12 protein-coding genes and 1 pseudogene are annotated in these 12,435 nt (G+C 65.8%); 1 reads left to right on the forward strand and 12 read right to left on the reverse strand.

The features are described from left to right. Together QM569_RS01685 and QM569_RS01690 are read right to left on the reverse strand one after the other, a co-directional pair. Window positions 1-257, reverse strand: a pseudogene (locus tag QM569_RS01685) (iron ABC transporter permease); the annotation flags it as partial. Continuing rightward, entirely contained in the window at window positions 257-1,270 is a 1,014-nt protein-coding gene (locus tag QM569_RS01690) for an ABC transporter substrate-binding protein (protein ID WP_414985489.1), read from the reverse strand. The gene QM569_RS01690 and the pseudogene QM569_RS01685, both read right to left, overlap by 1 nt. Window positions 1,271-1,402: 132 nt before the next feature. Between QM569_RS01690 and QM569_RS01695 the strand changes: the two genes are divergently transcribed. Beyond that, complete coding sequence (locus QM569_RS01695; RefSeq protein ID WP_414985500.1) at window positions 1,403-2,248, forward strand: MurR/RpiR family transcriptional regulator; 846 nt, start codon at window positions 1,403-1,405, stop codon at window positions 2,246-2,248. 72 nt (window positions 2,249-2,320) lie between these two features. Here the strand turns inward: QM569_RS01695 and QM569_RS01700 are convergent, their stop codons facing one another. From QM569_RS01700 to QM569_RS01745, 10 genes are all read right to left on the reverse strand, one after another. Further along, entirely contained in the window at window positions 2,321-3,328 is a 1,008-nt protein-coding gene (locus tag QM569_RS01700) for a Bug family tripartite tricarboxylate transporter substrate binding protein (RefSeq protein ID WP_414985490.1), read from the reverse strand. 236 nt (window positions 3,329-3,564) lie between these two features. Continuing rightward, window positions 3,565-4,572, reverse strand: a complete 1,008-nt coding sequence (locus QM569_RS01705) for an ABC transporter ATP-binding protein (protein ID WP_414985491.1) — start codon at window positions 4,570-4,572, stop codon at window positions 3,565-3,567. Next, on the reverse strand, window positions 4,569-5,537 hold the full coding sequence (locus QM569_RS01710; RefSeq protein WP_414985492.1) for an ABC transporter ATP-binding protein: 969 nt from the start codon (window positions 5,535-5,537) through the stop codon (window positions 4,569-4,571). The genes QM569_RS01705 and QM569_RS01710 overlap by 4 nt, the downstream gene beginning before the upstream one ends. A gap of 1 nt (window position 5,538) precedes the next feature. Then, window positions 5,539-6,450: an ABC transporter permease gene (locus QM569_RS01715; RefSeq protein WP_414985493.1), complete on the reverse strand. Its 912-nt coding sequence runs from the start codon at window positions 6,448-6,450 to the stop codon at window positions 5,539-5,541. 81 nt (window positions 6,451-6,531) lie between these two features. Next, complete coding sequence (locus QM569_RS01720) at window positions 6,532-8,115, reverse strand: ABC transporter substrate-binding protein (protein WP_414985494.1); 1,584 nt, start codon at window positions 8,113-8,115, stop codon at window positions 6,532-6,534. 40 nt (window positions 8,116-8,155) lie between these two features. After that, window positions 8,156-9,379 carry a M20 aminoacylase family protein gene (locus QM569_RS01725; RefSeq protein WP_414985495.1) on the reverse strand — a complete coding sequence of 408 codons (1,224 nt, stop codon included), beginning with the start codon at window positions 9,377-9,379 and terminating at the stop codon, window positions 8,156-8,158. Further along, on the reverse strand, window positions 9,379-10,359 hold the full coding sequence (locus tag QM569_RS01730) for an ABC transporter permease (RefSeq protein WP_414985496.1): 981 nt from the start codon (window positions 10,357-10,359) through the stop codon (window positions 9,379-9,381). Before QM569_RS01730 ends, QM569_RS01725 begins: the two co-directional genes overlap by 1 nt. Before the next feature lie 249 nt (window positions 10,360-10,608). After that, window positions 10,609-11,070 carry a DUF3368 domain-containing protein gene (locus QM569_RS01735; protein WP_414985497.1) on the reverse strand — a complete coding sequence of 154 codons (462 nt, stop codon included), beginning with the start codon at window positions 11,068-11,070 and terminating at the stop codon, window positions 10,609-10,611. Between the two features lie 32 nt (window positions 11,071-11,102). Beyond that, the gene (locus QM569_RS01740; RefSeq protein WP_414985498.1) at window positions 11,103-11,435 is read right to left on the reverse strand and encodes a UPF0175 family protein; all 333 of its coding nucleotides are present in this window, start codon (window positions 11,433-11,435) and stop codon (window positions 11,103-11,105) included. Between the two features lie 152 nt (window positions 11,436-11,587). Continuing rightward, the coding region (locus tag QM569_RS01745; RefSeq protein WP_414985499.1) for a porin at window positions 11,588-12,435 on the reverse strand (848 nt) is incomplete at its 5' end.

Below are 12,435 nucleotides of genomic sequence, written 5' to 3' on the forward strand. Positions count from 1 at the left end.
ACCGCGCCCTGGCGGCGCCCGGCAGGCAGCGCGGCGCCCACGCCCGCCAGCGCCAGGCCCAGCAGCCCCAGCCACAGCCAGGGCCTGCCGTACAGCGCGGCCTGCAGCAGCCCGTTGGCCGCTGGTGCGTCGCCGAAGACCTGGCCCAGCGCCAGCAGACCGTTGGCGTCCTGCTGCGCATACCAGGGCAATGCGATGTAGCCCAGCACGCCCAGGGCCACCCAGGCCCACAGGGGGCGGTTCGCCGACGCCGCCATCAGCGGCCCGCGTTCTGCACGTCCTTTTCCCAGCGTGCAATGAGGCGGCGGCGCTCAGCGCTGGCGCCGTACTTGGCGTAGTCGTAGTTGATGAGCTTGATCTTGGCCGGGTCGGTCATGCGCGGGTCCTTGGGCACCTGCGTGTTGCTGGGCAACTGGAACTGCTTGGCCGCCAGGCCGAACTGCTGGCCGCCGGGCGTGAGCGCCCATTCATAGAACTTCTTGGCGGCCTCGGTGTTGGGGCCGTTTTTGACGATGCTCATCGAGCCCACCTCGGCGCCCGTGCCCTCGGACGGCGTGGCCGAGCCGACTGGAAAGCCGTTGACCGCCTCGGTGGTCACGTCGTGTACGAAGCTGATGGACACCGTGGTCTCGCCGCGCGCCACGGCCTTGACCGGCGCCGTGCCCGAGCGCGTGTAGGCGCTGATGTTGGGGTGCAGGGCCTTGAGGTAGTCGAACGCCTTCTCCTCGCCCATGATCTGCACCAGCGTGGCGATCATGGTGTAGGCCGTGCCGCTGGACGCCGGGTTCGCCATCTGCACCTCGCCCTTGAACTCGGGCTTGAGCAGGTCGGCCCAGGACTGCGGCGGGTTGAGCTTGCGCTTGGCCAGCAGCTCCTTGTTGTAGCCAAAGCCCAGCGGGCCCAGATAGACGCCGACGGTGCGGTACTTGGAGTCGGCCGCCTGCTTCTGCGCCCAGGGATGGAGCTGCGCGAGCTGCGGGGACTTGTATTCGAGCGTGAGGCCCTGCTCGGCCGCCTGCAGGTGCGGGTCGCCCGTGCCGCCGAACCAGATGTCGGTCTTGGGGTTGGCGCGCTCGGCGTTGAGCTGCGCCAGCGCCTCGCCCGAGCCCTTGGCCGTCATGTTGACCTTGACGCCCGTGGTCTTGGTATAGACGGTGGACATGAGGTTGCACCATTCGGCCTGCACGGAGCAGATGACGTTGACCTGGCCTTGCGCGAACGCGCCCGATGCGGCCAGGGCCAGGGCGGTGCCTGCGATGAGTTTCTGCATGGATGCTGTCTTTCTTGCGGTGCGGTGGTTTGTGACGGTTGCGTGACAGGCATCCTACGGCGGCTCGCGCCCCGGCGGCCACGGGGATTACGAGAAGTCTTCCCGAACATGAAACCTAGTTACCATCACTGCGTGCTGGACCGCATCACCGCCTCCCTGTCGTCCCTGGCCCCCGCCGAGCAGCGCGTGGCGCGCCTGGTGCTGGCAGACCCGCGCGCCTTCGCGCGCCTGCCGGTGCGCGAGCTGGCCGAGCGCGCGCTCGTGAGCAAGCCCACGGTGGTGCGCTTTTGCCGCAGCATGGGTTACGACGGGCTGGCGGACTTCAAGCTCAAGCTCGCGGGCAGCGTGAGCGAGGGCGTGCCCTTCATCCACCGCAGCGTGGACGCCGACGACAAGACGGGCGACGTGCTGGTGAAGGTGGTGGACAACGCCGTCGCCGCCTTTTTGCAGTACCGCAACGCGGCCAGCACGGGGGCGCTGGAGCGCGCGGCCAGCGCGATAGCCGCCACGTGGAAGACAGGCAAGCGCATCGAGTTCTACGGCGTGGGCAATTCGGGCATCGTGGCGCAGGACGCGCAGCACAAGTTCTTCCGCCTGGGCGTGACCAGCATCGCCACCAGCGACGGCCACATGCAGGTGATGAGCGCCACACTGCTCGGGCCGGGCGACTGCCTGGTCATCGTCAGCAACTCGGGCCGCACGCGCGACCTGATGGACGCCGCCGACATCGCGCGCAAGAACGGCGCCACGACCATCGCCATCACCGCCAGCGGCTCGCCGCTGGCGAGCGCCTGCCACATCCACCTGGCCGCCGACCACCCCGAGGGCTACGACCGCTACAGCCCCATGGTGTCGCGCCTGCTGCACCTGCTGGTCATCGACGTGCTGGCCACCTGCGTGGCGCTGCGCATCGGCGAGCCCTTGCAGCCCGTGCTGCAGCAGATGAAGAACAACCTGCGGGCCAAGCGCTACACCTGACCGGGTTTCAAGCAAAAAGAGCCGCCAGCGCTTGATGGGCAAGCACTGGCAGCTCTTTTTTTAATAGCAAAATCAGTCCAGCTTGGCGCCCGAGATCTTGACCAGCTCGGCCCACTTGGGCATCTGCTCCTTGTACTCGGCAGTGAACTTTTCGGGGCTGCTGTCCAGCACCGGGCTGAAGCCCATGTCCTCGATCTTGCGCTGCACCTCCGGGTCCTGCATGGCCTTGCGCACCTCGGCGGCCAGCTTGTCCTGGATGTCCTTGGGCGTCTTGCCCGGCACGGCCATGGCCAGCCAGCCTTCGAGGCTGAACACCGGGTCGGTCAGGCCCGCAGCCTTGAGCGTGGGCACGTTGGGCAGCGCCTTCATGCGGTTGGCGCTGTTGATGCCGATGGCCTTGAGCTTGCCCGCTTCGATGTGCCCCTTGGCCACGGTCGCGCTCACCCAGCCGATGTCGAGCTGGCCGCCCAGGAAGTCCTGCACCATGGGCGCCTCGCCCTTGTAGGGTACGTGGCTCATGCCGCCGTCGGCGATGTGGTCCAGATAGGCGCCAAACAGGTGCGGCGTGGAGCCAGCGCCGTACGAGCCATAGGACAGCTTGCCCTTGTTGGCCTTGATATAGGCCAGCAGCTCCGTGCCGTTTTTCACCGGCATCGTGGCCTTCACGGCCAGGATCTGCGTGCCCGCCGCCAGGCGGTACAGCATGCTCAGGTCCTTCTGCGGGTCATACGGCATCTTGGTGTAGAGGAACTGGTTGATCAGCAGCGAGGTGCTCAGGCCCACGTTGATGGTGTAGCCGTCGGGCGGCGCCTTGGCCACCGCCGTGGTGCCGATCATGCCGCTGGCGCCCGCGCGGTTGTCGATGACGAAAGGCTGCTTGAGCGCCGCAGCCAGCTTCAGGCCGATCAGCCGCGCGATGGCATCCGTGCCGCCGCCTGCGGCAAAGGGCACGATGACCTTGACGGGCTGGTTGGGGTACGACGCAGCGCCCTGCGCCAGCGCAAGACCGGGCAGCGCCAGCGCGCCCGCGCTCAGGGCATGGAACTGGCGGCGCGAAACGGGATGGGACAAAACGGACATGAAAAGCGTCTCCTTTATGGTCATGGACGGGCCGAAGGCAGGCGGGCCTTCGCGCTCGTTCTGTGCATGGTGGAGACATCCCGCCACGGCCAAGAGAGGAAAAGCCCTAGGCCCGTCGCTCAGGCGACGCGGGGTTTCAGCTATGAAATAAATAGCTGCTCGTGCGATCTATTCCTTGGTTTGGCAATCATTTGACTGTCAAACCCAGATACAGCAGTCGCAGGCTGCTCACTTTTTTATATCCGCCCTTCTTCCACCGCATGGCATGCGATGCGGATGCCGCCGATGCTCAGAAGCTGGGGCCGCTCGCTGCGGCAGCGCTCGTTGACGTGCGGGCAGCGCGGGTTGAAGGCGCAGCCGGGCGGCGGGTTGAGCGGGTTGGGCACCTCGCCCTGCACGGGCGTGCGGGCCTTGCCGGTGTCGTGCATCTTGGGGATGGCGTCGAGCAGCATGCGCGTGTAGGGGTGGCGCGGGCTGCCGAACAGCGTGTGCTTGTCGGCCAGCTCCACCAGGCGGCCCAGGTACATCACGCCCACCTGGTCGCTCACGTGGCGCACCACGGCCAGGTTGTGGCTGATGAACAGGTAGGTGAGCTGCCGCTCGCGCTGCAAGTCCTTCATGATGTTGAGCACCTGCGCCTGCACCGACACGTCGAGCGCGCTGGTGGGCTCGTCGCACACCAGAAACTCGGGCTCGGTCGCCAACGCCCGCGCGATGGAGATGCGCTGGCGCTGCCCGCCCGAGAACTGGTGCGGGTACTTGGCCATGTCCAGCGGCGACAGGCCCACGGACTGCAGCAGCTCGCCCACGCGGGCCTTCAACTGCGCCTTGTCGGTGATGAGGCCGTGCTCGCGCAGCGGCTCGCCGATGATGTCTTCCACCAGCCACCGCGGGTTCAGGCTGGCGTAGGGGTCTTGAAAGATCATCTGGATGCGGCGGCGCATGGCCTTGGCGTTGCTGGCCTTGAAGGCGGCGTGCGCGTCCTGCCCGTCAAAGGTCAGGCCCCCGCGCGTGGGCTCGTACAGGCCCACCAGCAGGCGGGCCACGGTGCTCTTGCCGCAGCCGGACTCGCCCACCAGGGCCAGCGTCTTGCCCTTTTCGATCTCGAAGCTGACGCTGTCCACCGCATGCAGCAGCGTGCGCGGCTTGCGCTCCAGCACGCGGTTGAGGCAGGGGGCAGATACGTCGAAGGTCTTGGCCAGGTCGCGGGCCTGCACCAGCGGTGGGGTGGTCGCGGTGCTCATGCGGCCCCCTCGGCGTGCAGCCAGCAGGCGGCGCGGGTGGCACCTGCGTCCAGCAGTTCGGGGCGCTCGCTGCGGCAGCGGTCGAAGGTCTGGGGGCAGCGCGGGTTGTAGGCGCAGCCCTTGGGGATGGCGTTCAGGCGGGGCATGGCTCCGTCGATCTGGTTCAGGCGCTCGCGGTCGGTCTCCATGTCGGGGATGGATGCCATGAGGCCGCTGGTGTAGGGGTGCGCGGGCTGGTTGATGACGTCATGCACAGGCCCGATCTCGGCCACGCGGCCCGCGTAGAGCACGGCCACGCGGTCGCAGGTCTCTGCTATCACGCCCATGTCGTGCGTGATGAGCATGACGGCGGCGCCGCGCGATTTGCAGATGTTTTTCAGCAGCGTGATGATCTGCGCCTGGATGGACACGTCCAGCGCCGTGGTGGGCTCGTCGGCCACGATGAGCTGGGGCTCCGCCGCCAGGGCCAGGGCGATGACCACGCGCTGGCGCATGCCGCCGCTGAACTGGTGCGGGTAGTGGTCGATGCGCTCCTCGGCCGCCGGGATGCCCGTGTCCTTGAGCAACTGAATGGCCCGCTGCCGCGCCTCGGCGGGCGACACGGGCAGGTGCGTGAGGATGGTTTCGGTGAGTTGGCGGCCCACGGTGTACAGCGGGTTCAGCGAGGTCAGCGGGTCTTGAAAGATCGCGCCGATGCGGCGGCCTCGGATGTGGCGCATGGCCTCGTGGCCCAGGTTGTCGATGCGCTGCCCTTCCAGCAATATCTGGCCCGATGCCACGCGGCCCGGCGGCTCCAGCAGGCCGATGATGGCCGCGCCCGTGAGCGACTTGCCCGCGCCCGATTCGCCCACCACGCCCAGGATTTCGCCGGGCGCGATGGAAAAGGAAATGTCGTCCAGCGCGCGCAGCGTGCCGCGCCGGCCCGGGAATTCGACGACGAGGTTCTTGACTTCTAGAAGGCTCATATCAGCGCAGGCGTGGGTTGAGGGCGTCGCGCAGCCAGTCGCCGAGCAAATTGACGGACAGCGCGATCAGCACCAGCATCGCGCCAGGGAAAACGGTGATCCACCATTCGCCCGAGAACAGATAGTCGTTGCCCACGCGGATCAGCGTGCCCAGCGACGGCGAGGTGGGCGGCGCGCCCACGCCCAGGAAGGACAGCGTGGCCTCGGTGATGATGGCCGTGGCGACCTGGATGGTGGCGAGCACCAGCACGGGGCCGAGCACGTTGGGCAGCACGTGCTTGCGCATGATGGACAGCGGCGACACGCCCGTCACGCGGGCGGCCTGCACGTATTCCTTGTTGCGCTCCACCAGCGTGGAGCCGCGCACCGTGCGCGCGTACTGCACCCAGCCCGTGAGCGAGATGGACAGAATCAGCACGCCGAAGGCCAGCGACTCGTGCGCGTGCGGGAACAGCGCCCGCCCCACGCCCGCGATCAGCAGCGCCACCAGAATGGCCGGGAACGACAGCATCACGTCGCACAGGCGCATCAGCACGGTGTCCACCCAGCCGCCGCGAAACCCCGCCAGCAAGCCCAGCGCCACGCCCACCACCACCGAGAGCACCACCGAAGAAATGCCCACGATGAGCGAAATGCGCGCGCCGTAGATCACGGCGGACAGAATGTCGCGGCCCTGGTCGTCGGTGCCCAGCAGGTATTTGCGGCTGCCTTCCTCGCTCCAGGCCGGGGGCAGGCGCGCATCGCTCAACTCCAGCGTGGTCAGATCGAACGGGTTGTGCGGCGCAACCCAGCCCGCGAACAGCGAGCTAAACAGGCAGACCAACGCGATCAGCGCGGCCAGCATCGCCACCGGCGAATTGCGGAAGCTGTAGCCGACATCGCTGTCGAGCCAGCGGGCGAGGGTGTTTTTCATCGTGGGGAACCAGGGTCAAAACGGCAACGCACGGCGGCTTTCTGCGCGCCGCCGCGCGTTGTCAGCAGCGGCTTCTTCTCGTCACTTCTCGATGCTCATCCACTTGAACGGCATGTAGTTGTCGGCCATCTGCACCAGCTTGACCTTCTTGCTCACGCCCCAGGCCAGCGCCTGTTGGTGCAGTGGCAGGTGGCCCACGTCGGCGGTGTGCAACTCGAAGGCTTCCTTGATCATCGCGTTGCGCTTGGGCTTGTCGGTCTCGACCAGGATCTTCTTGGTCAGTTCGTCCAGCTTGGGGTTGCAGTACGCGCCCAGGTTGAACTGGCCGGCGCCGCTCTTGTCGTCGGGGCAGATCATCAGCGCGTTCAGCGCGTTGTGCGCGTCGTACGTGGTGGGCGTCCAGCCCAGCATGTAGAAGCTGGTGTTGCGGCTCAGAATCTTGGGAAAGTACGTGCCCTTGGTCTCGGCGGCCAGGTTGATCTTGACGTTGATGCGCGACAGGTTGGCGGCCACCGTCTGGCAGATGCGGCCGTCGTTCACGTAGCGGTCGTTCGGGCAGTTCATCGTCACTTCAAAGCCGTTGGGGTAGCCCGCCTCGGCCATCAGCTTCTTGGCGGCTTCCACGTCGTACGGCAGGCGCTTCACGTCGGGCTGGAAGCCGTTGATGCCGGGGCCCACCATCAGCGCGGACGGGTTGGACGCGCCGCGCATCACGGTCTTCTTGATGCCCTCGATGTCGATGGCCTGATAGAACGCCTTGCGCACGCGCACGTCCTTGAACGGGTTCTTGCCCTTCACGTTGGAGTACAGCAGCTCGTCGCGCTTCTGGTCCATGCCCAGGAAGATGGTGCGCAGCTCGGGGCCGGTCACGGCGCGGGTGTTGGGGCTGCTGTTCACGCGCTCGATGTCCTGCACGGGCACGGGCTCCATCACGTCCACTTCGCCCGACAGCAGCGCAGCCACGCGCGTGGCGTCGTTCGCGATGGGGGTGAAGATGACTTCGGTCGCGTTGCCTTCGATCTTGCCCCAGTAGCTGCCGTTGCGCACGAACACGCTGCGCACGTTCGGCTGGCGCTCGCGCAGGCGGTACGGGCCGGTGCCGTTGGCCTTGAACGAAGCCGCGTTCTCGATGCCCTTGCGGCGGTCCACGGGCATGGTGGCCTGGTTGTCCTCGCACCACTTCTTGCTCATGATGTACGAGGTGGTGATCACGTCGGGCAGGATGGGCTGAGGCGCGTGGGTTTCGATCTCGACGGTGTGGGCGTCGATCTTGCGCACCTGCTTCACGTCGCTGTTGGTGGCCTTCATGTCCGAGCCGTCGCCCTTCATGCGGCCGAAGCTGAACACCACGTCGTCGGCGGTGAAGGGCGTGCCGTCATGGAATTGCACACCCTTGCGCAGCTCGAAGCGCCACACGGTGGGCGAGGTCTGCTTCCAGCTCGTCGCCAGCGCGGGGGCCAGGCTCAGATCCTTGTTGCGGCCCACCAGGGGTTCGTAGATGTTGCTGGTCACGCTCAGTTGCAGCGACTCGTTGAGCGAGTGCGGGTCCATCGACAGCGCGTCGCCCTGGTTGGCGATGCGGATGGTTTGCGCGGACGCTACGAAACTAGTAGCTGCCAGCGCAGACAGGACGGCGGCTGCGGCCAGTTTTTGCTTGAAATTCATACAACTATCTCCTCTGGTGGTGGGAACGGAAGCGAAAAAATCAGGGCATTGCCAGCGGCATGCCCTGCTCGATCAGACCGGCGTGCAGGGCAGCGCCCAGGGGCAGCACCTCGTCGTTGAAATCGTAGCGGCTGTTGTGCAGCGCGCTGCCGCTGGCGCCCGTGCCCTGGCCCAGCCTCAGGTAGGCGCCGGGCCTGCTTTGCAGCATGAAGGCGAAGTCCTCGGCGCCCATGCTGGGCTCCAGGTCGCGCACCACATTGTCGGCGCCCACCAGCGCCTGCGCCACGTCGCCCGCAAAGAGGGCCTCGCTCTCGGTGTTGATGGTGGCCGGGTACATGCGCTCGTAATGCACGGTGGCCGTGGCGCCAAAGCCCAGGGCGACGGCGCTGCACAGCTCTTTCAGGCGCTTTTCCACCATCTCCTGCACGCGCGGGTCGAAGGTGCGCACCGTGCCCACCAGCGTGGCGCTGCCAGGCAGCACGCTGAACGCGCCCAGGTCGCCCGCCTGCATGGCGCACAGGCTGACCACGGCGCTTTCGATGGGGCGCACGTTGCGCGACACGATGCTCTGCGCCGCCGTGATGATGTGCGCGGCCACCAGCACCACGTCCACCGTCTGGTAGGCGTGCGCACCATGGCCGCCGCGGCCCGTGATCTCGATGGTGATGCGGTCGGCAGCGGCCATCATCGCGCCGGAATTCAGGCCGATGGTGCCGGGCTTCATCGCGGGCCAGTTGTGCATGGCGTAGATGGCCTGCACGGGGAAGCGGTCGAACAGGCCGTCTTCCATCATCACGCGCGCGCCCGCGTAACCTTCTTCGCCGGGCTGGAACACCAGCACCGCCGTGCCGTCGAAGTTGCGCGTCTCGGCCAGGTAGCGCGCCGCGCCCACCAGCATGGCCGTGTGGCCGTCGTGCCCGCAGCCGTGCATGAGGCCCTGCTTGCAGGACTTCCAGGCGAAGTCGTTGTGCTCGGCCAGGGGCAGTGCGTCCATGTCGGCGCGCAGGCCGATCATGCTGCCGCTGGAGGTGCTGCGCCCGCGAATCACGGCCACGATGCCGGTGCGCCCGATGCCGTCGTGGATCTCGTCCACGCCGCAGACCTTCAGGGCCTCCTTGACGCGGTTGCCGGTATAGATTTCTTCAAAACCCAGCTCGGGGTGCGCATGCAGGTCGCGGCGCAGCGCGGTCAGCTCGGGGTGGTACTGCGCAATGTGCGCGAACGCCCTGCCGCCAGCCTTCAGGCGCGATGGAGGCGTTGGCATCAGTGCCCCCCGGCCTTGCCCACGCGCAAACGGGGATCGACCGCGAAATACAGCAGATCCACCACGAGGTTGATGACCACGAAGATCAGCGCGATCAGGCACAGGTAGGCAGCCATCACCGGAATGTCGGCAAAGGTGACGGCCTGGATGAACAGCAGGCCCATGCCCGGCCACTGGAACACCGTCTCGGTGATGATGGCAAAGGCGATCAGGCCGCCGAGCTGCAGGCCGGTGATGGTCAGCACGGGCACCAGCGTGTTCTTGAGCGCATGGCCAAAGTGGATGGCCCGGTCGGTCAGCCCGCGCGCGCGGGCGAACTTGATGTAGTCGGTGCGCAGCACCTCCAGCATCTCCGCGCGCACCAGCCGCATGATGAGCGTGAGCTGAAAGATCGCCAGCGTGATCGCGGGCAGCGTGATGTGGTGCCAGCCCTTGGCCCTGAGCAACCCGGTGCTCCACCAGCCGATCTGCACCACCTCACCCCGCCCAAAGCTCGGGAACCAGCCCAGGTGAACGGCAAACACCAGGATCAGCAGAATGCCCACCAAAAAGGTCGGCAGCGACACCCCCAGCAGCGACAGCGTCATGAACAACTGGCTGGTGAACGTGCCGCGCTTGAGTGCCGTGTACACGCCCATGGGCACCCCCACCACCAGCGCCAGCACGGCGGCCACCAGCGCCAGTTCCAGCGTCGCCGGAAAGCGCTCGGCAATCAGGCGCGACACCTTCGCGCCCTGGCGCAGCGACAGGCCGAACTCGCCCTGCGCCGCATTCACCAGAAAGTGCCAGAACTGCACGAAAAAGGGCTTGTCCAGACCGAGGGAGGCTCGCAAATCGCGGATCTGCTCTGGGCTAGCATCCTGCCCCAGCAGGAACACCACAGGGTCGCCCACGTACTGGAACAGCATGAAGGAGATGAAGGCCACCGTGACCATGACAATCACAGCCTGAATCAGGCGGCGCAATATGAAGGCAAGCATCGATCAGAAAGAAAATCGGGGGAGTTTTCGGCGAGGGCGTCGAAGGCAACCCATGCCGCTTGCGGTATGCGTGAATCCTTCTGAATCAAAGTTTTACTATGCAGTAAAGGTTTTACTATAGCCAACGGAGAATCCCTGAATGCCAGACGGCGCCAAGGGGGCTTGTGTACCAGGCCTGGAGCTGCTTTACGCAAGGATGGTGCCAAAAAAACGGCACCAGGCTTGTGCCGCGCAGTCACCGCATTCCGGTCATCGTGCCTCGCGCGCAAGCCGCAAGGCTTCATCGATGAGCATCTGCGAAATGCGGTAACCGTTGGCCTGCATCCTCTCCAATGCGGGCGCAATGCGTTCGAGCTTGCCGATTCGCTTGGCTTGCAGCAGCACACCCAGCACGCCGAACAGGGGCACGCCTTGGCGGATTGCGGTTTGGCGGCCACGGCGCTCGTCCATCAGCACGCCGCAGCCCAGGGCGTGCGCCAGGCTCAGGGCTTGCGCCTCGCCTTCGTCGAGGTGGCCGACGGCAGCGGCATAGACGGCGTCATCGCGGTCGGCATGCACCCGTGCGCGATCCTGAACGAAGGCGACGATGTCAGCTGCACCCGGGCGCGAGCGATCTGCCGTGGTTTCATCCAGCACCTTTTGCGGCACATGGAGCGCATCGAAAACGGCGACCAGCAGTTCCAGTTCACCGCACCCGGCCAGCGCAATCAAGGGGCCGGAGTCAGAAACGACGACGGGCCGACTCATTGCGCCGCATCGAAGGCAGCGAGTTCCTGCTCCAGTTCCACCGGGTCGTGATCGACCACCGGGATGCCCTGCGCAGACAGATGCGCCAGAAACTGCGGCAGGCTCATCCGGGCCACCTTGGCGGCGCGTGCAGAAGTCATCTCGCCGCTCTTGAACAGGTTCACGGCCAACGCCGTATGGACGCCCGCCTCCAGCAGATCCTCGGTAAAGGGGACGCTGACGAACAGCGGCCGCCCGTGGCGGGTGACAAGCGCAAGCCGACCTTCGTCAGCCTCTCGGCTGAGGTCACCGGAGCGTTCGCGCAGTTCGCGGATAGTGAAGGTGTGCATGGAGTCGCTTCAAATTGTTCCCCCATATTGGGGCGCAACTTGGTGCAAGCGTCAAGTTCGGGGTTGATTACCAAAGGGCCATAAAAAAGCCACCCGAAGGTGGCTTTTTGTTTTGCTTTGGTATCGCAACTGGCCCTAAGCCAGTGTTGATATTAGAAGCTGTGCTTGATACCGAGGTCGTAACCGTTGGAGTTGCCAGTGGTCACGGCACCGTTCAGAGCTTGGGTAGCACCGTTCTTGTTCTTCAGGTGAGCGAACGTAGCGTACACAGCAGTGCGCTTGGACAGGTTATGCACGTAGCCCAGAGCGATCTTGTCGGTGCGGGGGTCAGAACCAGCCACGTCCAGCTTGGAGGTCGAGTAAGCCAGACGGATTTGACCAGCGCCCACGGGCACCAGACCACCGATCAGGAAGCCCTTGCTGGTAGCGCCGCCGTCGATCTCGTCTTCAGCGTAGTGAGCCAGGATCTGAGCCACGCCCAGGTCATAGGAAGCACCCAGGTTCCACGACGAGATGTCGCCGGTCAGGAACTTGGTTTGTCCAGCAGCCAGGGCCACGTTGATGGGGCCGTTGGCGTAGCCGAAGCGAGCCGACAGACCCGTGCCGTCCTTCTTGTTGGCGAGGTTGCTGGCGTTCTCACCCAGGTAGTACTGCACTTGGCCGTAGAAGCCGCCCAGGTTGCCAGGCAGGAAGTAGCCGATGGAGTTGGAAGCGCGCACGGTGGTGGGGCCGCCGACGCTGGAGTTCAGGGTTTGGGCAGTGCCCACGCCGTTCGTGCCGAACGGATCGAAGACCGTGAAGTTCCAGAAGGTAGGCGTGTAGTCACGGCCCAGACGGACTTCACCGAAGCCGCCATTCAGGCTCACGGTGGAACGACGGTTGAACGTCAGACCGCCGCCGCCGGTGGAGCCGGTGGATTGGTTGTTGGTGCTGGTGGTTGCGCCAGAACCGTTGTCGTTGTTCACACCGGCTTCCAGCCAGAACGAAGCGGACAGACCGC

The organism is Acidovorax sp. (genome assembly GCF_047607405.1).
GTDB lineage: Bacteria > Pseudomonadota > Gammaproteobacteria > Burkholderiales > Burkholderiaceae_C > Acidovorax.